The sequence below is a fragment of the Duganella sp. LjRoot269 genome, from assembly GCF_964254095.1.
GTDB classification, from domain to species: Bacteria; Pseudomonadota; Gammaproteobacteria; order Burkholderiales; family Burkholderiaceae_D; genus Rugamonas; species Rugamonas hordei.
Window position 1 is genome coordinate 5,812,597 of record NZ_CAXUSL020000001.1, and the last position, 26,988, is coordinate 5,839,584.

At 63.6% G+C, this 26,988-nt stretch carries 26 protein-coding genes; 6 read left to right on the forward strand and 20 right to left on the reverse strand.

The annotated features are described in order from the left end of the window. Positions 1-308: 308 nt before the first annotated feature. From ACSQ3S_RS25995 to ACSQ3S_RS26045, 11 genes are all read right to left on the reverse strand, one after another. Positions 309-1,217, reverse strand: coding sequence for a hypothetical protein (locus ACSQ3S_RS25995; RefSeq protein ID WP_353404052.1), 909 nt, complete (start codon positions 1,215-1,217; stop codon positions 309-311). Positions 1,218-1,285: 68 nt separating this feature from the next. After that, positions 1,286-2,794 carry an MFS transporter gene (locus ACSQ3S_RS26000; protein WP_436144221.1) on the reverse strand — a complete coding sequence of 503 codons (1,509 nt, stop codon included), beginning with the start codon at positions 2,792-2,794 and terminating at the stop codon, positions 1,286-1,288. A gap of 1 nt (position 2,795) precedes the next feature. Further along, on the reverse strand, positions 2,796-3,971 hold the full coding sequence (locus ACSQ3S_RS26005) for an HlyD family secretion protein (protein ID WP_176654390.1): 1,176 nt from the start codon (positions 3,969-3,971) through the stop codon (positions 2,796-2,798). A gap of 18 nt (positions 3,972-3,989) precedes the next feature. Then, the gene (locus ACSQ3S_RS26010; protein WP_436144222.1) at positions 3,990-5,435 is read right to left on the reverse strand and encodes an efflux transporter outer membrane subunit; all 1,446 of its coding nucleotides are present in this window, start codon (positions 5,433-5,435) and stop codon (positions 3,990-3,992) included. Positions 5,436-5,452: 17 nt separating this feature from the next. Continuing rightward, entirely contained in the window at positions 5,453-6,256 is an 804-nt protein-coding gene (locus tag ACSQ3S_RS26015) for a hypothetical protein (protein WP_436144223.1), read from the reverse strand. 3 nt (positions 6,257-6,259) lie between these two features. Further along, positions 6,260-7,423, reverse strand: coding sequence for a hypothetical protein (locus ACSQ3S_RS26020; protein WP_413446323.1), 1,164 nt, complete (start codon positions 7,421-7,423; stop codon positions 6,260-6,262). A gap of 121 nt (positions 7,424-7,544) precedes the next feature. Then, a complete protein-coding gene (locus tag ACSQ3S_RS26025; RefSeq protein WP_353404096.1) occupies positions 7,545-7,913 on the reverse strand; it encodes a cupin domain-containing protein in 369 nt (122 codons plus the stop codon). Between the two features lie 142 nt (positions 7,914-8,055). Beyond that, positions 8,056-8,718, reverse strand: coding sequence for a response regulator transcription factor (locus ACSQ3S_RS26030; RefSeq protein ID WP_436144224.1), 663 nt, complete (start codon positions 8,716-8,718; stop codon positions 8,056-8,058). 14 nt (positions 8,719-8,732) lie between these two features. After that, positions 8,733-9,974, reverse strand: coding sequence for an alpha-hydroxy acid oxidase (locus ACSQ3S_RS26035; protein WP_436144225.1), 1,242 nt, complete (start codon positions 9,972-9,974; stop codon positions 8,733-8,735). A gap of 121 nt (positions 9,975-10,095) precedes the next feature. After that, positions 10,096-10,599, reverse strand: a complete 504-nt coding sequence (locus tag ACSQ3S_RS26040) for an Ohr family peroxiredoxin (RefSeq protein ID WP_176654384.1) — start codon at positions 10,597-10,599, stop codon at positions 10,096-10,098. A 73-nt stretch (positions 10,600-10,672) separates the two neighbouring features. Continuing rightward, complete coding sequence (locus tag ACSQ3S_RS26045) at positions 10,673-11,431, reverse strand: SDR family oxidoreductase (RefSeq protein WP_176654383.1); 759 nt, start codon at positions 11,429-11,431, stop codon at positions 10,673-10,675. A 301-nt stretch (positions 11,432-11,732) separates the two neighbouring features. Here ACSQ3S_RS26045 and ACSQ3S_RS26050 point away from each other — a divergent pair, with 301 nt between their 5' ends. After that, positions 11,733-12,749, forward strand: coding sequence for a LysR substrate-binding domain-containing protein (locus ACSQ3S_RS26050; RefSeq protein ID WP_436144226.1), 1,017 nt, complete (start codon positions 11,733-11,735; stop codon positions 12,747-12,749). On the opposite strand, the gene ACSQ3S_RS26055 is transcribed toward ACSQ3S_RS26050, so the two are convergent. Further along, entirely contained in the window at positions 12,743-13,747 is a 1,005-nt protein-coding gene (locus ACSQ3S_RS26055; protein ID WP_436144227.1) for a GlxA family transcriptional regulator, read from the reverse strand. The two genes, ACSQ3S_RS26050 and ACSQ3S_RS26055, sit on opposite strands and share 7 nt — an antisense overlap. 340 nt (positions 13,748-14,087) lie before the next feature. Here ACSQ3S_RS26055 and mutS point away from each other — a divergent pair, with 340 nt between their 5' ends. Then, complete coding sequence (gene mutS, locus ACSQ3S_RS26060) at positions 14,088-16,766, forward strand: DNA mismatch repair protein MutS (RefSeq protein ID WP_436144228.1); 2,679 nt, start codon at positions 14,088-14,090, stop codon at positions 16,764-16,766. Continuing rightward, the gene (locus ACSQ3S_RS26065) at positions 16,766-17,719 is read left to right on the forward strand and encodes a hypothetical protein (RefSeq protein ID WP_436145079.1); all 954 of its coding nucleotides are present in this window, start codon (positions 16,766-16,768) and stop codon (positions 17,717-17,719) included. Before mutS ends, ACSQ3S_RS26065 begins: the two co-directional genes overlap by 1 nt. An 11-nt stretch (positions 17,720-17,730) precedes the next feature. On the opposite strand, the gene ACSQ3S_RS26070 is transcribed toward ACSQ3S_RS26065, so the two are convergent. Then, positions 17,731-18,273: an FKBP-type peptidyl-prolyl cis-trans isomerase gene (locus ACSQ3S_RS26070; protein WP_176654336.1), complete on the reverse strand. Its 543-nt coding sequence runs from the start codon at positions 18,271-18,273 to the stop codon at positions 17,731-17,733. 102 nt (positions 18,274-18,375) lie between these two features. On the opposite strand from ACSQ3S_RS26070, the gene ACSQ3S_RS26075 reads away from it, so the two are divergent. The 3 genes from ACSQ3S_RS26075 (at position 18,376) to ACSQ3S_RS26085 (ending at position 20,535) form a co-directional block, all read left to right on the forward strand. Next, on the forward strand, positions 18,376-19,497 hold the full coding sequence (locus tag ACSQ3S_RS26075; protein WP_436144229.1) for a JmjC domain-containing protein: 1,122 nt from the start codon (positions 18,376-18,378) through the stop codon (positions 19,495-19,497). A 27-nt stretch (positions 19,498-19,524) separates the two neighbouring features. Continuing rightward, positions 19,525-20,001, forward strand: a complete 477-nt coding sequence (locus ACSQ3S_RS26080) for a hypothetical protein (RefSeq protein ID WP_176654334.1) — start codon at positions 19,525-19,527, stop codon at positions 19,999-20,001. A gap of 294 nt (positions 20,002-20,295) precedes the next feature. Beyond that, the gene (locus ACSQ3S_RS26085) at positions 20,296-20,535 is read left to right on the forward strand and encodes a hypothetical protein (RefSeq protein WP_176654333.1); all 240 of its coding nucleotides are present in this window, start codon (positions 20,296-20,298) and stop codon (positions 20,533-20,535) included. Positions 20,536-20,654: 119 nt separating this feature from the next. Here the strand turns inward: ACSQ3S_RS26085 and bamC are convergent, their stop codons facing one another. The 7 genes from bamC to htpX form a co-directional block, all read right to left on the reverse strand. Further along, entirely contained in the window at positions 20,655-21,770 is a 1,116-nt protein-coding gene (gene bamC, locus ACSQ3S_RS26090; protein WP_353404039.1) for an outer membrane protein assembly factor BamC, read from the reverse strand. Between the two features lie 128 nt (positions 21,771-21,898). Further along, entirely contained in the window at positions 21,899-22,774 is an 876-nt protein-coding gene (dapA, locus tag ACSQ3S_RS26095; protein WP_413446331.1) for a 4-hydroxy-tetrahydrodipicolinate synthase, read from the reverse strand. Between the two features lie 84 nt (positions 22,775-22,858). Then, positions 22,859-23,407, reverse strand: a complete 549-nt coding sequence (locus ACSQ3S_RS26100; RefSeq protein ID WP_436144230.1) for a class I SAM-dependent methyltransferase — start codon at positions 23,405-23,407, stop codon at positions 22,859-22,861. An 8-nt stretch (positions 23,408-23,415) separates the two neighbouring features. Then, a complete protein-coding gene (locus ACSQ3S_RS26105) occupies positions 23,416-24,618 on the reverse strand; it encodes a tryptophan--tRNA ligase (RefSeq protein ID WP_176654329.1) in 1,203 nt (400 codons plus the stop codon). A gap of 7 nt (positions 24,619-24,625) precedes the next feature. Continuing rightward, entirely contained in the window at positions 24,626-25,303 is a 678-nt protein-coding gene (locus tag ACSQ3S_RS26110; protein ID WP_176654328.1) for a site-2 protease family protein, read from the reverse strand. 107 nt (positions 25,304-25,410) lie between these two features. Then, entirely contained in the window at positions 25,411-26,034 is a 624-nt protein-coding gene (locus ACSQ3S_RS26115; RefSeq protein WP_176654327.1) for an L-threonylcarbamoyladenylate synthase, read from the reverse strand. 46 nt (positions 26,035-26,080) lie between these two features. Then, positions 26,081-26,965 (reverse strand): protease HtpX, encoded by an 885-nt coding sequence (gene htpX, locus ACSQ3S_RS26120; protein WP_176654326.1) that lies wholly within the window; start codon positions 26,963-26,965, stop codon positions 26,081-26,083. Positions 26,966-26,988 lie beyond the last annotated feature (23 nt).

Sequence of the window (26,988 nt, forward strand, 5' to 3'; positions counted from 1 at the left end):
GTCGATTATATGCGGTCAGGTTGAGAAAACCCAGCAAAGTCAGGCGCAAAGCCCGAGTTTAGCGGCCCGGACGCAGTGTTGCACCGCCACTCAGCAAGTGTACGGACGAAAAAAGGCCGGCGGCTGAAAATGCCGCCGGATCAAAGCGGCCGGGACGGCCGCCTAAACACTGGCGAGTGACGGTGAAACAACCGCTACCGAAAACCGCTGAACTTAAAGTTATCGATAACAGAACCGATCTTATCACAGCTTTTGCGCGGCGCGGAGCTTTATTTACTGGCCCTCCGAGCCAGGCACCCGCCTGCATTTTAATCAGGGAGATTGACGGGCGCGACGGAACCCAGCCGTCCGGCCAGCCACAGCGCGACGTTGCTGACGTAACGGTGCACTGAACGCAGTGCGTGGGGAGTCGTCGCCAGACTGTTCCCCGGCGCCTCGCTCACGAAGTCGGGGCTGCCCAGCTGCGGATTCCAGTTGTAGTCGGCAAAATGGTGAAAAGTGGATTGCGCGATCACCGGCCCGTTGCCGGCAGCCGGTTCGATCGCGACGGCTATATTGAACGGGTTGCCGGTGGCCTTGCTGATGCCAGTGGCGATCACGCGCGCCTGCGCCACGCCGGCGGGAGCATCGACCGCCCCTTCATGCGGATGTGCCGGCAGATAATGTACCAGGCCGTCGTCCGTCTCCGCATCGCACAACACCGGATGCGCGGGCTTGACGACTGTGATGCGCTGAGCGTCGCCGTTTGCCCCCGAATGAAAATTGGGCCACAGGATCTGCGGCGTGCCGCGATCGTCGGGCGCCGGCAGCGGGCTGCCCGCTGCGCGATTGTGGGTATGGAAAAGATGCGTCGCGCCGATCAAGTCTATCGAGCAGATTGAACAGCCCAAATCCATATGGTCGCGCGTAACCATCAAGCCCCCGCCTCTGCGGTGGAACGCCGATAGCCCCGCGCTGTCGTCGGCATGCAAGCCGTCGCCGGTGTCGACCGCGAACAGCCACACTTGCCCATAGTCCGACTCCGCCAATGTCGACAGTACCGGATCGGCGTTGCCGACGCTGACGCGATCGCGCGCGGTCACGTCAAACAGCGGCTTGCCGTCGGCGCCGGTCAAGCCGGCCAGCAAGTCGCGCAGCAAAGAGAAACGGCCGATATGCCAGTCGTTGTCGGTGGTTACGATGGTGGTCTGCAAAAGGATTTTGATGGGCTTATTCATAGCTGCGTCCTTACAATTTGTAGTGAATAGCGGGGCCGGGCCGGAGACGTTCCTGGAAAGGCATTGCGCTATTTGAACACACGTTGAACCATCACGATCCCGACCAGGACGACCGCCACGACCATGAGCAGCGAATAATACTCGAGTCCGGCCAACAGGTTCGCCTGCTGGGTGAGCATCTGACTGAGCTGTACGACCGCCTGTGGCGCATCCATGCCGGCGTTTAGCTGGTCGCGCGGGCCAACGAACAGCGCGCTACCGCCATGGAATCGCTCCACCAGCGTTGTAGTGTGCTCGCTGATGCGCCACTGCATCAACAGCGTCGATCCGGCCACACCAAGGGCAACGCCAAACTGGGAGCCCATATTCTTGACCATCTGGCCGTGGTTGAAGCCGATTGGATCGTTCTGCAAATCGGCGAAGCTGTGGCTTGCCGTGGTCACCATCGCCAGGATCAGGAAAGCGCCAAAGGCAGCGATGGCCGGCAGCACATCTTCCCATAGACTGGCCTCCGGCGTCAGGCGCGACAGCTGCCAGGCGAAAAAGAACAGGAAGGCGAAGCCGGCGACGTAAAACTTGCGCGCCGACGGCCATCGCTTGAGGAGCATCACCATGGCGACGAACGCAAGCAGGGACGACATCAGACCGATAGTCTGCATCGTGCCGACAGCCCGCCAGGGCGCGCCCAGGGAACGCTGCAGCAGCAGCGGCAGCATCGCATTGTTTGCGCCGAGAATAACGTAGCATAAGGAAAATACGGCAAGCCCGGTCAGATAGCGTGGATGCATGAGACGGAGAAATGCGATCATCGGACGAGCGTGCCGGCGCTGCTGGCGTATGACCAGCCAACCGCCCGCAAGGCCGGCAACCAGGCAAACGAGCAGCGGCACCGCGTCGCTGTAGAAGTCGTAGACCGCGCGCTGTACCGCGTAGAGCGAAAGCAGGCTCACGCAAAAAATCGACGCGGCAAGCCATGGGCTGGACTGGCTCCTGTCCTTGTCGAGTGTCAGCCCGCGCGGAAGGCAAGCGTTCGCAAAGACGACGGCCGATGCCGCAATCGCCGAAGGGATGGCGAAAATGGCGCTCCAGTTGTCGGTGTCGAAAGCCGCGACCGCGACCCAGGGCGCCAGTGCATTGCCAAGCGCCAGCGCGGTGCCGAAGGCGCCAATCCCTTTCAAGCGCTCGGGGCTGGGCGGAATCAGGTTGATCAGCAGGCGCGCCGTGGTCATGAAGCCGCCCCCTCCGCAGGCCATGATCGCACGGCCGAGCAGGAAGGGAGCGAGCGAACCGCTCGTCGCGCAGATCGCGCCGCCGACGACAAATAGCGCCACCGACAACTGAACGAAGGCGCGCCAGCCGAGACGCTCGACCATCCAGTGCTGCGTTGCAATCGCTGTGATGGCGATCGCCGCATACAGCACCGTCGCGAAGACGAATTCATCCGGCGATACGTTAATTCTCCCCATGATGGCGCTGGCGCTGAAGGCGATCATTCCCGTCTGCAAAAACTCCACGCTGTTCAGCATGAATATGGTTGCGAGCAGCGCCGGCTGCTGCGGATGGCGGGCGGCGTCCATGTCAGCGCGCCGCAGCGGCGCCCAGATTGGCCGCGATGGTTCGCGCAGCCAGTTCGTCCGCTTTCGCCAGCTCGCCGTTGAACACATCGGTCCGATAGTTGCTGCGCTTGCCAGGCTGCGTCATCGCGACGGCGCCGTCGCGGCGGCGGGTGTCGACTGCCACCTGCATCGACAAGCCGAGCTTGAGCGGATGCGCCGCCAGCTCCTGCGGCGCGATGGCGACCCGTACCGGCACGCGCTGGACGACCTTGATCCAGTTGCCGCTGGCATTTTGCGCAGGCAGCAGCGAAAACGCGCTGCCGGTTCCCGCATCCTGTCCGACGATGGTGCCGTGATAAAGCACCGCGCTGCCATACAGGTCGGCTTGCAGGGTCACCGTTTGTCCGATGCGCAGGTGGCGCAGCTGCGACTCCTTGAAGTTGGCGTTGACCCACATCTGCTCGGAAGGAACAATGGACATCAACGGCGTGCCGGCGTTGACGCGCTGGCCCAGCTGCACGCCGCGCTTGCTGACGATGCCGCTCACCGGCGCGAGCACGCGGGTGCGCGCATTCGCCAGATAGGCGTCGCGCAATTGCAGCACGGCGGCCTGAACGTCCGGATGCGTGGCGATGCTGGTGCGGTCCACCAGCGACCTGGCGCTGCTCTGCTGTTCACGCGCGACCGACAAGGCGGCGCGGGATGCCAGCACGGCATCTTGCGCGTGGGTGAGTTCCTCCCCGGAAATCGCGCCGTTGTCCACCAGTTGGCGCCGGCGCGCCAGGTCCGCTTCTGCCCGGGCCAGGTCGCTCGCGCGCAGCGCCACATTGGCGCCGGTTTGCGTGGCGTTGGCGAACTGCGCGCGCACTTGCCTGACCGCACGCGCCAGCTGGGCCTGCGAGCGCTCCAGCGCCAGCCTGGCATCCACATCGTTGAACTGCACAAGTATCTGGCCGGCTGCGACAAATTCCGTGTTATCGGCGGCGATCATGGTCACCGTGCCGCCCAGTTGTGGCGTCACCTGGACCACGTTGCCATCGACATAAGCGTCTTCCGTGGTCTCGCTGCCGCCGTCGGCGTAGTGCATCCAGAGGGCGGCCCCGACGGCGGAGGCAATCAATGCGGCCGCGCCGATGCGGAGGGCCTTGCCGGCGCCGCCGCTGGCGGCATCGGTTGGAGAAGTGTCTGGTGTAGTCATGGCGCACCTTGTGCAAAGTTAGTTTAAAGCGGGCGCCGCGGCGTCCATCGCATAGCCGCCGCCTAGCGCGCGGACCAGGCCGATCTCGAGGTCGAACGCCCGCGTGTCGAGGTCGATGCTGGCGCGCGACTGCGCGAGGACCTGGACTTCCGTCGCCAGCACCTGCAGATAGTTGCCCACGCCGGCCCGATAACGCTGCATGGCCAGATCGTTTGCCTGCTGCGCGGCGGCCAATGCGTCGGCCTGGAGCGCGGCCCGCTCGGCGAGCGCGGCAATCGAGGTCAGCTGGCTGGCCACGTCGCGCACAGCCTCAAGCAAGGTCAGGTTGTACTGCTCCACGGCGGCGTCGTATTCGGCATCCCGCGCGGCCAGGTTGCCGCGCAGCCGGCCCCCGTCGAAAATCGGCAGGCTGAGGACCGAGCCCGCGCCGGTCGTGCGGCTGCTGCCGTTGAGGAAGCGGTCAAATCCCAGGCTCTGCAAGCCGATCAGGGCGCCGAGATTGAACGATGGCAGAAACTGGGTTTGGGCAAGCTTGATGTCCTGCGCAGCCGCTTCGACGCGCCACCGTTGTGCAACCAGGTCCGGGCGCCTTGCGATCAGGTCGCTGGGCAGGTACGCCGGTACCGCGACCGGCGCCGATTTCGGCAAGCGTGGCCGGGTAATGGCGTCGCCACGGTCCGGCCCCGCGCCCAACAGGGCCGCCAGCTGATAACGTGCCAGCGCCAGCGCTTCGCGGGTGGCGGCCAGCTGTTCGCGCTGCACCGGGAGCGCCATTTCCGCTTGCTTGAGGTCGACGCGGGAGTCTATGTGCGCATGCACGCGCTGCGCCGTCAATGCGAGTACCTGTTCGCGTTGCCGCAATGTCGCCTCGGCCAGGTCCAGTTGCGCCCAGGTTTGCGACAGCCGCAAATAAGCTTGCGTGATGGTGACGGCGAGCATCAGGCGCGCCGCCCGGGATTCCACTTCGTTGGCGCGCAGGCGGCCGATGGCCGCCGCCAGGCCAGCCTCGTTCTTGCCCCAGAAATCCAGCTCGTAGGACAGGTTGACGCCGGCGTCATTGCTCCAAGCCCAGTTGCCGGCAAGCGGCTTGGGAACGGTGCTGTTTGCGCTGAACAGCTGCCGGCTGGTCCGGGCGCCGGCCGACAGTTGCGGTGATTGTGCCGATGCTGCGACGCCTGCGACCGCGGCCGCCTGTCGTACCCGGGCATTGACCACCCGGATACCGGGATTGTTGGCCAGCGCCTCCTTGATCATGGCATCGAGTTGCGCGTCACCGTAACGCATATACCAATCCTGCCGGGGCCACGCAGCCGGCGACAGCTGCGCCGTGCGCAGGGCATTCTCGGCCGTCAAGCCCTCCGCGGCCGCGATCCTCGATTGCGGCCGGGATCCGCCATCGCTCGCGCACCCCGCAAGGGCGGCGATGGCGCCGGCGCAGACGGCTGTTAGTAGAAAGCTGTTCATGACTTATTCCTGTATCGTCATTGCCGGTCCGATTGTGCCGGGTGCATGCCTGCGCCTGGTCTCCCGCCCGGCCCTACAGCGAAGTCGATCACCGCATCCACCGGAGAGCTGGGCGGCGTATCAATTGCCGTTTCGAACCGGCCCCCCAAACGATTGCCGGCGGGATCCTCCAAAGTGCCACGGGCGACCAGCTTGTACGCGCCGGCCCGCCATGGCCCCATCGGCGTGAAGGTCCAGACCCTTTCACCGTCCTTCAATCGGGCGCGTCCGTCGATCCGCCGGTTGTGGCTGTCCGCAATCGCCAGGTAGTCGACCTCCCGGCCATCGATGGGCCTATCCAGCGCCACGACGAGGGCTCGCTTCGACCCGGCCTCTACGGTCGACAGTTTCCACGCCGTCGATCGCGGGCCGTTCTCCTCCGCTGGCCTGACACGCCAGCGCCGGATCGGATGCCCGTCCAGCGCCAGGACGACGTCATCCCCGGCCGCCAGGATGGGTCCCATTTCCTCCCTCGCCTGCAGGCCAGTCTTGACGCGCCCCGGATGCATCAGGACGGTCAGGATCTTGCCGTCCGGGGACCACAGCTCCTGCTGAAGAAACGGTTGCTGGACCGGCCTGCCATCGGTGTGCGACATGGCAAGCCTGGGCAGGACCGGACCTTCGGCGGGCGCTGCAAACTCGATGGAGATGCGCAGCAGGTTGGCCGGCACTTCGGCCGCCGATGGCTGAACCAGCACCACGCGCGGCGCTTGCTGCGCGGCGCAAGTGCCGCTCAGCACAACGGCCAGCGCGGCGGCGGCAATCGATGGACGCGGATGCATGGACTACTCCGATGCCTTGATGAAGTCAGGGAAGCCCTCTTCCTTCAGCAGAACGTCCAGCCGCGGCTTGACGTATTGCATCTGGAAGGCGTTGCCCTTGAAGCTGTATTCCGGGAACGCATACTCCGAGACGTGGTCGGACAGACGGAAGCTCAAGTCCTTCCCCATGGAGACCAGTTGCAGCGCATCTTGCTCAAGCTCCCGGCGCACGACGATGAAGGACTTCTCGTCCAGGTTGTCGAGCCTCAGCGTGCCGGCCAGCGGAACTTGCGCCACGTTCACACCGGTAACCTGTCCGAACGGCACGATCTTTTCGATGCCCGGGCCGGCGTCCGCGCTTTCCAGTTGCGACACGGGGATGACGTTCGCCACACGGCTGAAATTGACCAGCAAAAGAAAATCTTCAGCCTTGCCCTGCTCGGTCTTGGTGTACGAGATCATGTCGGCAGGCGTGTTGCCGTAGCCGAGTTCGGCGACCGTCTTGCCGCGGACGTGGGCGCCATCCTTCAGGTCGTCGAGCGGAATGGTCACCAGCGGCGTGCAGGTATAGGCGGCCACGAGGTAAGGCTTGCCGCCCCAGGTCGCAAAGCTCATCGCCCGTATCGGCGCCCGTGTCTCGATCAGGTTGTGACCGGCATGATAGATTTCCACCGAGGTGGCCGACTGCTGCGCCCCAAACGGATACGGGATGCGCCGCAGGGTCGACGCGAAATCCTGATTGGACAGGCCGGCGACGAACAGCTCGCCGTTGCGCCACTTCATGTCCGTGACAGTGAAACTGCGCTCGGGCGTCTCCTTCCAAAAACTGTAGTTCGTGGTAGGTGCGTTGCGCAGCGCCACCGAGGTCGACGGCGCCGCCTTCAGGTCGATGCGGCGGGTCTTTTTATCGCTGGTCACCGCAATCAGCGCCGGCGTTTTCGCGGCGCCGTAGCTGATCGCGACATACACCTCGGCGGTGCCGGGCCGGACCACCATGTCCTCGACGGTGACCTTGGCGCCGCCGACCTGGCGGGACAGGCGCTCCTCCAGGTCCAGTATGTTGAACACCGTTCCGGCCGGTTTTTGCGGCGCCGCCGGCAGCGTGATGGCGTGCACGCGCGCCGCTTTCCAGTCGGCGACGAACAGGATGTTATCCGGGCCGGCGGCCAGGCGGGAGATGGATTTCACGTCCGCCGCGTAAGCGCTGGCGGAGGCAAGCAACAAGCAAGATGTTGCGATGAAAGGAATACGCATGAACAGCTCCTATTGAAGATGAAAAAGATGAAAACAATCCTTGGTACCGCAGCGTTCACTTCACCGGTATCAACACCGGCTTTTTCTCGTCCTTGACCAGGAAAACCAGAAACTTTGCAGGCTTGGTGGCGCTCGCGTTGCGGCCCACCGTGTGGATGTCCCCGGGGCCTTCGTAGAACGTCTGGCCGGGCGTCAGCGTCTGTTCCTTCCCGCCTTTTACGGCCATCACGATGGAGCCCTCCAGCACATAGATGAAGCCATGCGCGTCATGGCGATGGACCGGGTCGACGGCGCCCGGCGGATATTCAACCAGCAGCATCAGCCCCTCTTTGCCGGGCAGGTTTTTGAATGGCTTCTCGATCAGTGGCGCAACCAATGCATCCGGGGCGGCGCTCGCGTGCTGCGTGGCGATCACACTAGCCATGGTGCAAAACACGGCGGCGAATTTCTTAATATTGAACATGTGTTTCTCCTGTTGTTGGCCATCTAGTCTAGTGGCGGAAGCCCGTGCTTCGGTAGTGCCATGCCAGGCTTCACAGTGGTTCCCTATCAGCATCAATCGATCGCTACATATTCCAGCCCCCCATGTTTTCTAGCGGCTCATGCAGCCCAAGATCCATGGCTTTGATGACGGCCTGGGTCCGGGTGGACACGCCCAGTTTCTGGAATAATTGCTTCATATGGCTCTTCACGGTTCCGACCCCGATCCCGAGTCCTCGCGCAATCACCTTGTCGGAACTTCCGCGCACCAGCACCTGCAAGACCTCCGCCTCGCGCTGGGTCAATGGCGTTCGTCGCAGCCACTCGGCTTCCAGGCGGCCGGCCATCGGGCTGAGGTAGCAATCGCCGCGGCTCAGCATGCGTACGCCCTCGACCACCTCGCTGGCATCGCAACCCTGGATGACATAGCCGCGTACGCCGCTCTCCATCGCATGCCTGATCGCGCTGGCCTTCACCTGATAGGTCAATGCGAGCACCGGTTGGACGGAATACCCGCTGGCATGACGCCAACCTTCACGCGCCACGGCGATGCCGGATTCGTAGTCGGCGACGACGACGCAGGCGCCCACGCGCAACAACGCACTGCACGGACCAGTGCTGACGCGGAAGTCGGGCTGCATGGACAGGATGGCGCTCAAGCCCGCGCTGACGATAGGACACTTGTGCATCACATGTACCTGGATCGTCCGCTTGCTGACCAACTCAGCAGAGAAGGCAAGGGTTTGCATAGGGCTTCCCGGGATCAGCGCGACGCTTGATTAAAGTCGCTGATGACAGACGCCGCCGTAATCTGCTTCAGCGTGGTCGCTCCGGCTTGCCGCATGATGGTTTCGAATTCGCGCTGGAGGATGGCCAGCACCGCATCGACGCCCGGCTGGCCGAAGGCCGCCAGGCCCCAGCAATAGGGCCGGCCGATGCCCACGGCGGTCGCGCCCAGCGCGAGAGCCTTGTAGACGTCGGTGCCGCGCCGTACCCCGCCGTCGACCAGCACCGGAATGCTGCCGCCGACCGCCTTCACCACATCCGGCAGCGCGCGTATCGTCGACTGCAGGCTCTCCTCCGCCCTTCCGCCGTGGTTGGAAACGATGATGCCGTCGACGCCGGCCTTGACCGCTCTTGTCGCGTCCTCGGCCGTCATGATGCCCTTCAGTATCACCTTCATTTTGGTGGCCATGCGCAGCTTCGCCACGAAGTCCCAGGTCATGCCGGTGCCGTACAGGTTGGTGACTTTCGACACGTCGATCCCCTGGAAATTCGGCTTGCGCGACACCTCATTGGCGAAGCCGCCGCCATGGCAGGCAATGCAAGTCCGGTCGTCCTGGCGGCGGTAACGGAACAGCGTCTGCGTATTGCGCCCGCCCTGGCGGTCGACGGTCAGCACGATCGCGGGCGTGCCGGCCGCTTCCGCCTTCCTGATCAACGCCATCGTCACGTTCCAGTCATCGGTCGGATATACCTGCAGCCAGACGGGGGAGCCATGCTCCTTGCTCGCATCGGCAATCGACGTGTTGCCCACCGAGGACAAGATCATGTGCATGCCCCTGGCGCGCGCGGCGCGTGCCACGGCCCCTTCCGCGTCTGAATGAAAGGCGCCTTGACTGCTGATGGGAGAGATATAGATCGGACTGGCAAAGGTGGCGCCCAGCAATTGAAGACGGGTGTCTATCTTGCGGGCGTCGACCAGGCGTTGCGCCTTGATGCGGATCCTGGCGTAGTCTTCGCTGTTCGCGCGCAGTGTGGCGTCACCGTCGACGCCGGTGGCGAGATAACCGTAATGGGCGGGCGGCAAAGCCTTGCGCGCCGCCGGCTCGAAGTCAAACACATCGAGCGCATCTTCCGGAGCGTCAATAATGTCGCCGATTTTTTTGGTCTGGGCGCGCAACACATCGTAGCTCTGCGCCTGGGCAGCCTGCGGCAAGGCCGCCAGCAACGACGTCAAGGTGGCAAGGCCAGCACCGCTGCCGAGCAGTGGGCTGGACATCATGTAGCGCAGGAATTGGCGTCGCGGGTTGAGCTCCCCCGGGCCTGCGTTGTCGGGACCGCTGTCAAAGATATTCATGATTTTCTCTTTCGAAAAATATTGCCTGGGAGTGCCACTGCCGGCGCTACCGCGCCGGCTTGGCCAAGGCGACGATGCAAATGATGCCGTGCCTCGCCATCTTGGTGTATGGGCACACGCGTTCCGCATTTCGAACCAGTTCTTCCGCCACCGGGACAGGGACGCCAGGGATTTCAATGGTGACCTCGGCAACCAGCATATAAAGTCCGTCCACCGGGTCTCGTCCAAAAGAAACGGAGACGTTGACCTGGCAGCCTTCGAACTTGATGTTGGCCTTGGTTGCCAGCAAGTTCAGCGCGCCGTGGAAGCAGGCGCCCAAGGCAGCGGCAAACAATTGCTCGGGATTGGTGCCGCCACCGGGGCCGCCAAGCGCCTTCGGCAGTCGCAGCTCGACGTCGAGACTGCCGTCGTCCGAGCGGGCTACGCCCGAAGCCCGTCCGTGCGATGCGATCCCGCCGGTCACGCTGACACTGGTCGAGTACAGGGGTTTAAAGTTCTCACCGACGTATTTATCCAGCATGGAAGTCGGTGGCGGGGACAGTTCTTTCATTGGGGGGAAGCTCCTACGTCTGGGCCACACCATGGGCCAACATTCATCCCGGCAGACCTGCTGCCGGACCGACTTATTTGTGCACGGCGCCGGCGGTCTTCAGCCAGTGCCCGAGCGTGATCGTGCCCAAACGCGCCTGACCGATAGGCACCAGGCTAAGCTCGGCCAGCTCTGCGCCGAAGTACCGTGCGTGCGCGTCGGCCACGACAGGACGGGCGTCATTGGTGCTTTTCAGATAGCGCTGCACCAGGCCGGCCATGCTCTCGCGCTCGGGGCCGGCAATTTCAGCAATGCCATTGATGGGACCACCCAGGGTAAAGTCGGCCACGGCGGCGGCGACATCGTCCGAAGCGATCGGCTGCATCAAGCCGGACGACAGGCGTATCACCTGGCCATCGAAGCCTGCCGTGGCTATGCCGCCGAGGAATTCGAGGAACTGGGTCGCACGGACGATGGTGTAAGGCAGGCCCGATTTTCGGATCAGCTCTTCCTGCGCGATTTTCGCGCGCAGGTAGCCGCTGTCGGGCAGGCGGTCGGCGCCGACGACAGACAGCGCGACGTGATGCCGGACACCCGCCGCTGCGGCCGCAGCCAGCAGGTTGCGGCCGGAAGTCTGGAAGAATTCCATCACCGCCTGGTCTTCGAACGAGGGAGAGTTGGCGACGTCCACCACCACGTCGGCCCCGGCCAGCGCCCGGGCAAGTCCCTCGCCGGTGATGGTGTTGACGCCGGATGCAGGCGAAGCAGGAAGCACCTCATGGCCGCGTGCGCGGAGAATGTTGACCAGCTTACTTCCGATGAGGCCGGAGCCTCCGATAACGACGATTTTCATATTGTCCTGCCTTTCGAGATGGATGTGATAGCGCGGTATTGCTGAAGAAATTCTAGGCTCGCCCCCGGCAGTGCGGTAGGCCTGCGGCGGGCCGCACGATGGTTCATGGGAGGCAACAATCGCGTGGGCGCTTGTCATAATTAAAGGGATATTTGTCATTTACGTCGGGTAAGTTCGAACCTAACATCCCATTCAGGAAACAAGGATCGCGCTGAGCAGGCACTCCGCCCTGACTACCGACCTTGCGCAGACGCTGCCCCATATAGTTGGGTCGTATGTGACAACGTGATTAGGCGTATATATGGCACTTCATCAACTCCAACCGAACCACGAGATCGACCCGCTGGCGTCGAGTTTCGCCACCACCTACGCGGGCGTGGTCGCCTTCATCGCAGTGGTCCATGAGGGGAGCTTCGCCAAGGCGGCGGAGCGACTCGGCATCGGCCGCTCGGCGATCAGTCGTAGCGTGCAAAAACTGGAGGGGCAACTCGATACCCGTTTGTTTCTACGCACCACCCGCAGCACCTCGCTGACGGGCGAAGGCGAGCTGTTTTACGAGAACTGCAAACCGGGGGTGGAACGCATCGTCCGATCGATTGAAGAAATGCGCGAACTGCGCAGCGGGGCGCCGAGGGGCTTGCTGCGTCTCGGCGCAACGGTGGGTTTCGGGCGCAAGATAGTGGCACCGCTGTTGCGCGGTTTCCGCGAGAGCTATCCGGAGATCAGGGTCGAGCTGCTGCTCGACGACAGCCAGGCCGACTTGATCTCCGACCGGATCGATGTGACATTCCGCAACGGCCGCATGGATGACAGCCAGGTGGTGGCGAAGCAGCTGATACCCATGCAAATGCTGGTTTGCGCATCCCCCGAATACGTTCGGAAGCACGGCATGCCACACACCGTCGGCGAACTGGCGCAGCACCGATGCATCAACCTGCTGCTGGCCTCCGGCCGGACTTGCGACTGGCAGTTCAAGGTGGGCGGGGTTGAGAAAAAATTCCTGCCCCAGGCCAGCAGCAGTTACAACGACGCCGACCTGGTGTTGCAGGCCGTGCTCGATGGCGAGGGATTGGCGCAGATGGCGGGCTATCAGATATGCGATCACCTGCGCGCCGGCCGGCTGGTGGCCTGCCTCGCCTCCTACGCGCCCGACGATCGCGGCCACTATGTGTGTTACCTGAGCCGCCACCACCTGCCGCAACGGATACGGGTCTTCATCGACTACATGACCCTGCATATCCGCGCGCTGGACCTGCATTGCATTACGCATTTCACGCCCGGGGGCGGACAAGCCGCCGTCGACCCCCTTGCCTATTGAGCTTCGGCAGGGCGCGAATAGCGCTTCCGATAATCCGACGGCGAAATCCCCAGATTGCGGTGGAAAGTCACCCGCATGCGCTCCTCGTCGGCAAAGCCGCACTGGCGGGCGATCTGGTCCAGATTCCGCTCCGAGTTTTCAAGCAGGCGCCGTGCCGCCTCCAGGCGAAACAACTCCAGCGCCTTGAAGGGAGCATTGCCGGTCTTTTGTTTGTACACGCGGGAGAAGTTCCGCGGGCTCATGCACGCACGCTCGGCCAGCACGCTCACTGAAAGATCAGCCATGCCGAGGTTCTCCGACAGCCACAGGTGCAGTTCGTCAAAGACCGCAGTATCCTTCGACTGCGCCCGAAGCAACTCGCTATGCTGCGCCTGGTCCCCTGAGCGCTTCAGGAAAACCACCAGCTCCTTGGCAACCTGCATGGCCATGTCCCGGCCACAATCCGCTTCGATCAGGGCCAGCGCAAGGTCGATGCCGGCGGTAACGCCGGCTGAAGTCCAGGTGGCGCCCTGCTGCACGAAGATGGCCTCCGGATCCACGCTCAGCGCGGGAAAGCGCCGTTGCAACTCGTCGCACATGGCCCAGTGCGTTGCGACCCGCTTCCCTTGCAGCAAACCCGCCTGGGCCAGCAGGAAAGCACCCGTGCAAACCGAGGTCGTGCGGCGCGCCGATTGGGAATTGACATGTATCCAGTCCACGGTTTCCTGGACTTCCTCCAGTGCCGCCAAGACATACGGTGCCCCCGGGACCACTATCGTGTCGATCTCGCTGCCCGCGAAATCGCTGAATGGCCGGGTGTCTATGCCCACCCCTTCCGCTGTTTGAATCAGTCCGCCGTGCAAGCTGACGGTATGCCGGTCGTAACCGGGCGCGCCACGCTTCACCATATTCTTCGATGCGACCCAAAATGCCGACTGGGGGCCGGTCAGGTCCAGCAGCCCCATTCGGGGGAATGCGACAAATAACACCAGCGGTGATTGGCGATGGCGCAATGTCATATCAAGTCATCCTATAAAATTGGTTACGAAGTGTTTTCTACTGCAAATATCACCCGTCCAAAACGTTCCTACAATAATAATACGCTCTGCCGGATCGCACTATCGGCCGCCGCTTTGCGAGCCCAGGCAATTTTGCGCGACGAAGCATGGCCGCGCAGGACCGGCGACGGTAGTGCCCGACAGGGATACATGCTGGTGCATCGCAGGCACCAATCCAGATCCGCACCCGCCCTTTGCAAATTCTCCAGTGGCACAGCCGAACGCGGTAAAATGACGGGTTCAGCGCGGTGGCCGGTTGAGCCGCCGCAAAACCGACTCATGCATCGCCGAAAAAGAACCAATGACCACCGTCCCGAACGAAATCAACGCCGCAGCCGTCAAGAACAGTCCTACCGAAAAAGTCACGCCGATGATGCAGCAGTACCTCGCCATCAAGGCGGAGTACCCGGACATGCTGGTGTTCTACCGCATGGGCGACTTCTATGAGCTGTTCCATTCGGATGCGGAAAAAGCGGCGCGCGTGTTGAACATCACGCTGACGGCGCGCGGCAGCTCGAACGGCCAGCCGATCAAGATGTGCGGCGTGCCGTTCCATTCGCTCGAGGGCTACCTGGCCAAGCTGGTCAAGATCGGCGAGTCCTGCGCGATCTGCGAGCAGATCGGCGATCCGGCCACCAGCAAGGGCCCGGTCGAACGCAAGGTGATGCGCGTGGTCACGCCGGGTACCTTGACCGACGCCGACCTGCTGCCGGAGAAGGCCGAACGTCCGCTGCTGGCGATGTGCATCATCAGCCAGCGCAAGGTCGCCACCGCCGGCCTGGCGTGGCTGTCGCTGGCCAGCGGCGCGCTGAAGCTGATGGAGTTCTCCGGCGACAGCCGCACCGTGCAGGCGCGCATGCAGCAGGAGCTGGAGCGCATCGCACCGGCCGAGGTGCTGCGCGGCGATAACGCCGACCTGTTCGAGGAAACCATTCCCTGCCACGTCAACCGGGTGCCCGACTGGCACTTCGACGTCGTCAGCGGCCACAAGGCGCTGCTCGATCAGCTGAGCGTGGCCACCCTGACCGGCTTCGGCGCCGACGGCCTGGGCGCCGCGTTCGGCGCGGCCGGCGCGCTGCTGCGCTACGCCCAGTCCACGCAGGGACGCGGCCTGCAGCACGTGCGCACGCTGGCCACCGAAACCGAGAACGAATTCATCGGCCTCGACGCCGCCACCCGCCGCAACCTGGAACTGACCGAGACCATCCGCGGCCAGGAATCGCCGACATTGTTTTCGCTGCTGGACCACTGCCGCACGGCGATGGGTTCGCGCCTGCTGCGCCACTGGCTGCACCATGCGCGCCGCGACCAGGGCATCGCCCGCTCGCGCCACCAGGCCATCGCCGCGCTGGGCCAGGCCGACGCCACCGGCTCGCTGTCGCACACGCTGGCCCAGGTGCCGGATATCGAACGCATCACCACCCGCATCGCGCTGCTGTCGGCGCGTCCACGCGACCTGGCCAGCCTGCGCGACGGCGTGCAGCAACTGCCGGCGCTGCGCCGCGGCCTGCAGGCCGCGCTGACCGACGCCGACGGCCTGCTGAACGCCATCCACGCCGACATCGCCACGCCGGAAGCCTGCCTCGACCTGCTGCAGCGCGCCGTGATGCAGGAGCCGGCCGCGATGGTGCGCGACGGCGGCGTGTTCGCGCGCGGCTTCGACGCGGAGCTCGACGAGCTGCGCGCGCTGTCGGAAAACGCCGGCCAGTTCCTGGTCGACCTGGAGACGCGCGAACGGGCCCGCACCGGCATCGCCAACCTGCGCGTGGAGTACAACAAGGTGCACGGCTTCTACATCGAAGTCACGCACGGCCAGACCACCAAGGTGCCGGACGACTACCGCCGCCGCCAGACGCTGAAGAACGCCGAGCGTTACATCACGCCGGAGCTGAAGGCCTTCGAGGACAAGGCGCTGTCGGCGCAGGACAAGGCGCTGGCGCGCGAGAAGATGCTGTACGACCAGCTGCTGGGCGACCTGGCGCCGTTCATCGGCTGCCTGCAGACCATCTCGAAAGCGCTGGCGCAACTGGACGCGCTGGTCTCGCTGACCGACCACGCGCTGCGCCACAACTGGTGCGCGCCGCAGCTGGTCGACACGCCCTGCATCAACATCGCCGAGGGCCGCCATCCGGTGGTGGAAAACCAGATCGAGCGCTTCATCGCCAACGACTGCCGCTTCGTCGACGAGCGCCGGCTGCTGCTGATCACCGGCCCGAACATGGGCGGTAAATCGACCTTCATGCGCCAGGTGGCGCTGATCACGCTGCTGGCCTACATGGGCAGCTACGTGCCGGCGACGAGCGCGGTGATCGGTCCTATCGACCGCATCTTCACCCGCATCGGCGCGACCGACGACCTGGCAGGCGGCCGTTCCACCTTCATGGTCGAGATGACCGAGGCGGCGGCCATCCTCAACGGCGCCACTGAGCATTCGCTGGTGCTGATGGATGAAATCGGCCGCGGCACGTCGACCTTCGACGGCCTGGCGCTGGCGTGGGCGATCGCGCGCCACCTGATCGACACCAGCCGCAGCTTCTCGCTGTTCGCCACCCACTACTTCGAACTGACGCAGCTGCCGGACAGCCATCCGACCGCCCACAACGTGCACCTGTCGGCGGTGGAGCACAAGGACAGCATCGTGTTCCTGCACGCGGTGCAGGACGGCCCCGCCTCGCAGAGCTACGGCTTGCAGGTGGCGCAGCTGGCCGGCGTGCCGCAGCCGGTGATCAAGGCCGCGCGCAAGCATCTGGCGCGGCTGGAATCGCAGGCGCTGGACGCCCGTCCGCAGCTGGACCTGTTCGCCGCGCCGGTGGCCGATGCCGACGACGAGGAGATCGCCGCCGCGCCGGCCGCCGCCAGCCCCGCCATGCGCGAGCTGCTCGATGCGCTGGACGAGCTGGATCCCGATGCGCTGACGCCGCGCGAAGCGCTGGAGCGCCTGTATCAGCTCAAGCGCCTGACGGAGACGGCGCAGGCATGATGCGTCTGCGCTGCACCCGCCGCATGCTGCTCGGCGCGATCGTCGCGTCGGCGGCGCTGTTTGCACAGGCGGCACCGCCGACCGCCGGCTTCCGCTTCGGCGTGATCGGCCACTCGTTCAAGAACGCTCCGGATGAAGCGGTGCTCAAGCGCGCCATCGCCGACGCGGCGCAGGTCAATCCGGCCTTCATCGTCGCCACCGGCATCAAGTCCGTCAGCGAGCCTTGCAGCGACAAGTTGTACGCCCAGCGCCGCGCGCTGCTGGACGAGTCGCCGCCGCCGATGATCGTGTCGCTGGCCGGCAGCGACTGGAGCGGCTGCCTCAATTCCGCCGGCCGCTCGAACGCCATCGAACGCCTGAACCGCCTGCGCGAACTGTTCTACGCCGACGCCGAATCGCTGGGCGCGAAGCGCATGCCGCTCACGCGGCTGTCGTCCACCGCCAAGTTCCGCAGCTACGCCGAGAACGCGCACTGGGAGCACGGCAAGGTGCTGTTCGCCACCATCAACCTGCCGGCAAATAACAACCACTTCCGCCCCGAGGCCGGCCGCAACAGCGAGTACGAGGACCGCCTGGTGGCCAACCGCGCCTGGCTGCACCGCCTGTTCACGCTGGCCGAGCGGCAGAAGCTGCAAGGGCTGGTGCTGTTCTCGGACGGCGACGTCGGCGTGCAGGCGGAGGAAGGCTTTTCGCTGCTGCCGAGTTTTCAATCGAAGCAGGATGGCTTCGCCGAACCGCGCCGGCAGATACGGGCGATGGCGGAAAAATTCAAAGGGAAGGTGCTGCTGATCGATACCCAGGGCGGCGCGTCCGCCGGGACCGAGGCCACCATCAACTGGCGCGGCAATGTGGGACATCTGAGCCTGGCCGCCGAATGGGCCGAGGTGCGCGTCGCTCCGGGCACCACCACCCTCTTTGCATTGAAGGGCGGCGGCGCCGAAACGACGCCTTGACGCACTAGGACTTAGTGAATCGGGTGGATGGCGACGTGGTCGCCGTCTTCGCCTTCGTCGTCCTCGTCACCGTGGTGGTGGCCGTGGGCGCCGTGCACGTGGCCGTGGGCGATTTCCTCATCCGACGCTTCGCGCACTTCGGCAACGCTCAGCGAGAAACGCAGCGCCATGCCGGCCAGCGGATGGTTGCCGTCCAGGACGACCTTGTCGTCGGCGATATCGGTGACGGTGAAGATCATCGCCTCTTCGCCATCGTCGCCATCCGGCATGCCTTCGAACTGCATGCCGACTTCCAGCGGTTCCGGCAGGCGGTTGCGCGGCTCGACCTTGACCAACGCGGCGTCGTAGTCGCCGAACGCGTCTTCCGGTTCGATCTGGATAATGGACGAATAGCCGACTTCCTTGCCGTCCAGTTCTTCTTCGATTTTTGGCAGGGTGTTCTCGTAGCCACCGTGCAGGTAGACCATGGGCTGACGGCCGTCTTCGATCAGATTGTCCTGGGCATCGGACAGCTTGTAATTCACAGTCACGACCGTGTTCTTGGCAATCTTCATTTCTAATTCCTTTCTGTATATAAGCCCCGCGATTATACCTTGGATCGCCGCCCGGGCCGCCGCCGGCCCGGCAATTGCTGCGGCGGATGGTTATAATGCGGTATGAAAAAATTACCTCTCCTCGGCGACATCACGCCGGCGCAGTTCCTGCGCGACTACTGGCACAAGAAGCCTCTGCTGATCCGTAACGCCATCCCCGGCTTCAAACCGCTGCTGAGCATGGAGGCGCTGACCAAGCTGGCCGCCACCAACCACGCCGAATCGCGCCTGATCACCTCGGTCGACGGCGAGTGGAACATGCAGCACGGCCCGCTGGAAAGCCTGCCGCCGATGACGCAGAAGGGCTGGACCATGCTGGTCCAGGGCGTCAACCTGTTCGACGCCAAGGCCGACGCGCTGCTGCGCCAGTTCCGCTTCATCCCCGATGCCCGCCTGGACGACCTGATGGTCAGCTTCGCCACCGACGGCGGCGGCGTCGGTCCGCACTTCGATTCCTACGACGTGTTCCTGCTGCAGGCGCAGGGACAGCGCCGCTGGAAGATCGGCCCGCAAAAGGACCTGAGCCTGGTCGAGGGCCTGCCGCTGAAGATCCTGGCCAACTTCAAGCCGAACGAGGAGTTCGTGCTCAATCCGGGCGACATGCTGTACCTGCCGCCGCACTACGCGCACGACGGCGTCGCCATCGGCGATTGCCAGACCTATTCGATCGGCTTCCGTTCGCCGTCGTACCAGGAGCTGGGCGAAGCCTTCCTGCAGTTCATGGCCGACTCGATCGACCTGCCGGGCCGCTACGCCGATCCGGAACTGGAGGCGACCGCCAAGCCGGCCGAGATCCCGCGTCACATGCTGAGCTCGCTGGCCGAGGAATTGAACAAGGTGCGCTTCACCGAGGAAGACATCACCATCTTCTTCGGCGAGTACATGTCCGAGCCCAAGCACAATGTGTTCTTCACCGGCCCGGCCAAGCCGCTGACGGTCGGCAAGTTCGCCGAGGCGGCCGCGAAAAAAGGCCTGGTGCTGTCGCGCAAGACGCAGATGCTGTACCGCGGCAAAAATGTCTTCATCAACGGCGAATCGTTCGGCGTCAGCCGCGCCGACAAGATCACCCTCGAACTGCTGGCCAACAACCGCGCGCTGGCCGGCGCGGAGATGGCGCAGGCGTCGGACGACGTCATGGACGCGCTCTACACCTGGTACCAGGACGGCTGGATCGAGCTGGGCTAAAGGGTTTGGACTAAACAAGGAGGCAATATGGACAGGCAGGCATTTCCCTTCACGACGCGGGCGGAATTCGCCCAGCACCTGTCCAACTGCCTCGGCCGGGCCGAGCATACGCTGGAGATGTTCGATCCGGACTTCGCCATCTGGGAACTGGGCAGCAGCGCCACCGACGCCCTGCTGCGCCGCTTCTTCCAGAACGGCGGACGCCTGCAGCTGGTGGCGCACGACGGCCGCCACATGGAGCGCGACGCGCCCCGCTTCCTGCGCCTGCTGAAGGACTACGGCCATTTGCTGGAAGTGCGCCGCACCAGCCAGAACCTGCGGCAATTGACGGATTCCTTCTGCATCGCCGACCAGCGCGATATCGTGCGCCGTTTTCATGCTGAACATTTCCGGGGTGAAGCGGTTTTCGACTCGCCGGCCGATGTCCAGACCAGTTCGGAACGTTTTATTACAATTTGGTTAGAATCCAGCCCCGGTTTGTATGCAAACTCAACTGGATTGTGAGCCAGTTCCGGGTAAAATGCGTGTGTTCGATGCGAACACTGGTAATTAGGCACGATTTCCCTAAAAGGAAGTCGAAAGTTAAATGTTGCGATATCGCAAAATAGTTGTGGGAACGACTGTTTGTCCTATTGCGACGCACTAAAAATCGCTATAATATTCGGTTAGGAAGTTTCCGTTGTCTGGCAGGCACCATTTCCAGGTACGAAAGCCTTCGAAGACGACCTAATGAGCGATAATTACCGGTAATTATTAATCGCAACAATTGTGTTTAATTTTGAATTTTAAGGAAAACCCATGAAAAAATCCCTGCTGATCGTTTCCCTGCTGGCTGTTGCTCTGGCTGCTTGCTCCAAAAAAGAAGAAGCTCCTGCTGCTCCAGCTCCAGTAGCTGCTCCAGAAGCTGCTCCAGCTGCTGCTCCAGCACCAGCACCAGCTGCTGACGCTGCTGCTCCTGCCGCTGCTGCTCCTGCTGCTTCGGACGCTGCCGCTGCTCCAGCCGCTTCGGCTGCTGCTGCTCCAGCTGCTTCGAAGTAATCAGCTAGCGGAAAAAAGCCGGCCTTCGGGCCGGTTTTTTTTCGCCTGGAGATTTGTCTGCGATTAAATACAGGCATAAAAAAACCGGCTTAAAGCCGGTTTTTTTTATACTTCTACGATTACTTCAATTGCTCGTGCAGCAGGGTCAGGATCTTATCGCTGACCGGCGTCGCTTCCTGTTTGCCGGCATTGCTCAATACGGTCACGGTGCTGCTATTGCCCGCACCGGCTTTCACCGAGATGCGATAGCGCTGCGCTTCCTTATCGGCTTCCGACGACGAGCCCCAGCTGAACAGCTTGCTGAAGAAGCCCTTGGTCTCGGTCACATCGTCGACGTAGCGAACGAAATAAGTGCCCTGGGTGCGGTCGCGGTCTTCCACGGTGAAGCCGGCGCGGTCCAGCGCCAGGCCGACACGGCGCCAGGCGCGGTCGAAGCCTTCGTCGACCTGCACGGCGCGCTCGGCGCCCGAGCCGACCAGCGACGCGTGCTGCGGCTGCACGATGGCCGATTCGACGGCAGTCTTGGCTTGCGCCACTTCCGCGCCGTTGCCCAGCTTGGTCATCAGGCGCGCCAGGAACTCGGCCTCCAGGCCCGGATCGTTGGGACGCGGGGTCCAGACGGTGCTTTCCTTCTGCGCGCCGGTGACGACTTCCTGCGCGCCGCGATGGCTGATGTAGATCTCGCTGGCGCCGTCGCCGCGACGCTCGATGCGGGTGCGGAACTTGTCGCGCTCGCCGCTCGAATAGACGGAATCGAAGACCTTGCCGATGGTGTTGCGGATGAAGTCTTGCGGGATCTTCGCGCGGTTTTCATTCCACTCGGTTTCCATGGTGCCTGCGGTCGGATTGTCCTGCGCCAGCACGAAACCCGAATCTTCCCAGAACTGCTTCAGCTGCGGCCACAGTTGCTCGGGCGTCTGCTTGATGACCAGCCAGCGCTGGTTGCCGTCGCGCTCGACCTTGATGTCGCTCAGCGAGGTCGGTGCGACCGTGCCGGCGGCTGGCGTGCCTGGCATGATGGCGGCGGGACCGGTGGCGATGCCCTTGGAAGCGTTGTAGCCGGAAGCGGTGGCGACACCGTTGTTCGAGTCCGGCAGCGAATAGCGGTTATCTTTCTGCAACTGCGTCAGATCCGGCGGCACGTCCAGCGTGCTGGCCTTCTTGGCGGACTTGTAGTCCACCTTGTCGTTACCGACTACCGAGCCGATCATGCCGCAACCGGTCAAACTGGCCATCAATGCGCCAACTACCAGGGCGCGTTGCGAGGAAATAGAAGCTGTCTTGCGAATAGTCATGTCGTTACTGTTTAAGAAGCGCAAATCAGGAATGAACCGAACCGAAGTCGGGGCTTGTTGCTAAGGTTTTACAGTACGCCGGCTTCTCGCAGGGCCGCGCGTACCGCTTCGTGGCATTCGGCCGCCAGCGGCACCAGCGGCAGGCGTATGCCGGCCGGCATTTTGCCCATTTCCGCCAGCGCCCATTTGACCGGCACCGGATTCGGCTCGATGAACAGTTTCTGGTGCAGCGGGAACATCTTGTTATTCAATTCCACCGCCTTGGCGATATCGCCGGCGATCGCCGCGCGGCACATGTCGGCCATGTCGCGCGGGGCGACGTTGGCGGTGACGGAGATGTTGCCGGCGCCGCCGCCCAGCATCAATGCCATCGCGGTCGGATCGTCGCCCGAATACACGGCGAACGACTTCGGCGCCAGGCGCAGCAGGTCGTAGCCGCGGCCGATGTTGCCGGTCGCATCCTTGACGCCGATGATGTTGGGGATCGCGGCCAGGCGCAGGATGGTCTCGTTGCTCATGTCGGCAACGGTACGGCCCGGTACGTTGTACAGGATCACCGGCAGGTCCACCGCCTCGGCGATGGCCTTGAAGTGCTGGTACATGCCTTCCTGGGTAGGACGGTTGTAGTAAGGAACCACTTGCAGCGTGGCGTCCGCGCCCGCTTCCTTGGCGAAACGGGTCAGCTTGATCGCCTCGGCGGTCGAGTTGGCGCCGGCGCCGGCGATGATCGGGATCCGGCCCTTGGCGTGGGCAACGGTAGCCTTGATCAGCGCGCAGTGCTCTTCCACGCTCACGGTGGCCGATTCGCCGGTGGTGCCGGCGATGACGATGCTGTCCGTACCTTCGGCGATGTGCCAGTCGATCAGCTGGTTCAAGCCCTCGAAGTCCAGACTACCGTCTGCGTTCATCGGGGTGACGATTGCTACTATGCTGCCCTTAATCATAGGAAACCACTGCATAAAGTATTAAAACAACGATTGTAGACGATAGGCTGCGGATATGGTGCATTCCGGATGACATATCGGCCATCAAAATGGCGGCAAAAGGGCCGCCACGCGGGGAAAATCGGGCTTCACGGCGCATAGACGTTGCACCATGGCAGCTTTTGGCGTGTCGGTGACGCCATCCTCGAAGGCCACCACCCGCAAACCGTGGGTGCGCGCCCATTCCAGCAGTTCGCCGGGCTGCAGCAAAAATGCCGGATTCGACGGTTTGCCGAACTGCGCGTTGCCGTCCGCGAAGGTTTCGTACAGCAGCACGCCGTTCGGCGCCAGGCTGGCCAGCATGTCCGCAATTAGCGGACGATGCAGATAGTTTGTGACCACGATGCCGGCAAATCGCTCAGGCCCGAATGGCCAGGCGGCGCCCTCCTGCTCCAGATCAATTTCGGTGGTGGTGATTTCCGGCCCGGCCGCGGCGGCCAGCGCCTCGTTGTCGCGGTCGACCGCGACCACGGCATGGCCCAGCGCGGCCAGGTGGCGCGAATGACGGCCGCTGCCGCACGCCAGGTCCAGCACCTCGCCGCCGGGGATCAGCGGGGCGTAGCGGCGCACCCAGGGGGAGACGGTGTCACTCATGCCGCCGCTCATGTGTATGCCAGGCCCATGGCTTCGCGCACGTCGCGCATGGTTTCCAGCGCCAGCTTGCGGGCCGCGTCATTGCCGTCGGCAACGATGGCGCGCACCAGCGACGGATCGTCCAGGTACTGCTGGGCGCGCTCGTGCATCGGTTCCTGTTCCTTGATGATGGCGTCGATCACCGGCTGCTTGCATTCGATGCAGCCGATGCCGGCGGATTTACATCCTTTTACCACCCATTCCTGGGTGGCGTTGTCGGAATACACCTGATGGAACTGCCAGACCGGGCAACGGGCCGGGTCGCCGGCATCGGTGCGGCGCACGCGGGCCGGATCGGTCGGCATGGTCTTGACCTTCTTGCTGACGGATTCCTTGTCCTCGCGCAGCGCGATGGCGTTGCCGTAGCTCTTGGACATCTTGCGGCCATCGAGGCCCGGCAGGCGCGACGCGACGGTCAGGCGGGCCTGCGGCTCGACCAGGATCAGCTTGCGGCTGCCTTCCAGATAGCCGAACAGGCGCTCGCGGTCGCCCATCGACAGGCTCTGGGCGTCGTCCAGCATGGCCTTGGCCTGTTCCAGCGCCTCTTCCTTGCCGTCCTGCTGGTATTCGGTGCGCAGTTCGTTGTAGAGCTTGGCGCGCTTGCTGCCCAGCTTCTTGACCGCTTCCTGCGCCTTTTCCTCGAAGCCTTTTTCCTTGCCGTACAAGTGATTAAAACGCCGCGCAATTTCGCGCATCATCTCGATATGCGGTACCTGATCGTCGCCCACCGGCACCTGGCTGGCGCGGTAGATCAGCACGTCGGCCGCCTGCAGCAGCGGGTAGCCGAGGAAGCCGTAGGTGGCCAGGTCCTTGCTGGCCAGGTTTTCGATCTGGTCCTTGTAGGTGGGCACGCGCTCCAGCCACCCCAGCGGCGTGGCCATCGACAGCAGCAGGTGCAGCTCGGCATGCTCGGGCACGCGCGACTGGATGAACAGGGTCGATTGCGACGGATCGATGCCGGCGGCCAGCCAGTCGATCAACATTTCCCAGGTGCTGCGCTCGATCACGCTGGGGTCGTCGTAATGCGTGGTCAGCGCGTGCCAGTCGGCCACGAAGAACAGGCACGGCAGCTCGGACTGCATCTTGATCCAGTTCTTCAAGGCACCGTGGTAATGACCCAGGTGCATGGAACCAGTCGGACGCATGCCGGATACAACACGATCGGGATACATAGTCGGCTCAGCTAAAAATGAAAATAAGGGGGAACAGCAGCACGTGGAAGATGCTCTGCAGAATATGCATGCCGCCGATCAGGAAGCCGGTCAACATGCCGAACTGCATCATCAGGATCAGGCCGATGAACACGACCGCGCCGTAGCGTTCGATCTGCGCGTACTTACGCGCCAGCGCCATCGGCAGGATGCCGGTGACGATGCGGCCGCCATCCAGCGGCGGCAATGGAATCAGGTTGAACACGCACATGGCCGAATTGACGCCGATGCCGGCCTTGGACATTTCGATGAAGAAATCATCCTGCGGCACGCCCAGCGCGTAGGTCAGCACCACCCACAGCGCCATCCAGGCCAGGCCCATGAGGAAGTTGGCCGCCGGACCTGCCGCGGCCACCAGTGCCATCTGCTTCTTCGGATTGCGCAGGCGGCCGTAATCGACCGGCACCGGCTTGGCGTAGCCCAGCGCCGGCAGATGCAGCAGGCTCAGGATCAACGGCAGGATCACCGTGCCGAAGGGGTCGATATGGCGCAGCGGATTGAGGCTCAGGCGGCCTTCGTTGGCTGCGGTGGGGTCGCCGAAATAGCGGGCGACGTATCCGTGTGCGGCTTCATGCAGGGAAATTGCAAAAAGAACAGGGATCACGTAGACCGTGATGGTCTGGATAATGCTATCAGTGTCGTTCATGAAGGGGATTTTACCAGAGGCCACAAAGTGCTCTTGCTACGCCGTCAAGGGCCGGCGCACTTGCCCGATTGCCAGACCGACATTGACAGCCCGGTCTTAGGCCTGGCTTACAGACCGAACATGGCGGCGTCGCCCCTGCCCTGCCGCACCAGTTCGGCGCCGGCACCGCTGAGGTCGATCACCGTGGTCGGCTCCATACTGCAGGCGCCGCCGTCGATGATCAGCTCGATCTGCTTGCCCAGCCGCTCGCAGATGGCGTCGGCGTCGTTCAGCGCGTCTTCCTCGCCCGGCATGATCAGGGTCGTGCCCAGCAGCGGCTGCTGCAGCTCTTCCAGCAAGGCATGCACGATGGCGTCTTCCGGCACCCGCAGGCCGATGGTCTTGCGCGACGGGTGGCTGAGCCGGCGCGGCACGCACTTGGTCGCTTCGAGGATAAAAGTGAACGGGCCCGGCGTGGCCGCCTTGAGCAGGCGGAACTGGCGATTGTCGACCCGCGCATACACGCCGATCTCGCTGAGGTCGCGGCACAGCAGGGTCAGGTGATGTTTTTCGTCGATGCCGCGTATCCGCCGCAGCCGTTCGACCGCGCTCTTGTCGTCCAGGTGGCAGACCAGCGCGTAGCAGGAGTCCGTCGGCACGGCGACGATGCCGCCGTCATGCACGATCTGCGCCGCCTGCTTGATCAGGCGCGACTGCGGATTGACGGGATGGACCTGAAAAAATTGACTCATATATTGCTGGCGGGGCCGCTGCTGCCCTCGCCGCTGTTATTAATGATCAGGATTGTACGCTACGCAAGGCGGCAATACGCTGCTCGAACGGCGGGTGGGTGGAAAACAGCGCGCCCCAGCCGCCGCCGCTGGTGATGCCCGAGGCCGCGATCGATTGCGGCAAGGCGCCCGGCTCCATGCCGTTCAGGCGCGCCAGCGCGTGCTGCATCGGCACCGAGCTGCCCAGCAGCTTGGCGGAACCGGCGTCGGCGCGGAATTCGCGCTGGCGCGAGAACCAGGCCACGATCAGCGACGCGGCCACGCCGAAGATGATTTCGCAGACGAACACCGTCACCATGTAGCCGATGCCGGGACCGCGGCGCTCGCTGTCGTTATTCTTCAGCAGCACGTTGTCGACAAAGAAGCCGACCACGCGCGCCAGGAACACGACGAAGGTATTCATCACCCCCTGGATCAGCGTCATGGTCACCATGTCGCCGTTGGCGATGTGGGCGACCTCGTGGCCCAGCACGGCCTCCACTTCGTCGCGGTTCATGTTTTGCAGCAGGCCGGTCGAGACGGCGACCAGCGCGGAGTTCTTGAAGGCGCCGGTGGCGAAGGCATTCGGTTCGCCGTCGTACACGGCCACTTCCGGCATGGCGATGCCGGCGCGCTCGGACAGCGCCTTGACGGTATTGACCAGCCACAACTCGGTCGACGACGACGGCGACGCGATCACGCGCGCGCCGGTCGACCACTTGGCCATAGGCTTGCTGATCAGCAGCGAAAATATCGCGCCAGTAAAACCGACCACCAGCGAGAACGCCAGCAGGCTGCCCAGTTGCAGCGTGCTGCCCGAGCCGGGACGGCCGATGCCCAACAGCGACAGGACGATCGACAACACCAGCATCACAGCGAGGTTGGTGGCGATAAACAGGATGATGCGTTTCATTGTTGGTTCTCCGGGTGCGGACA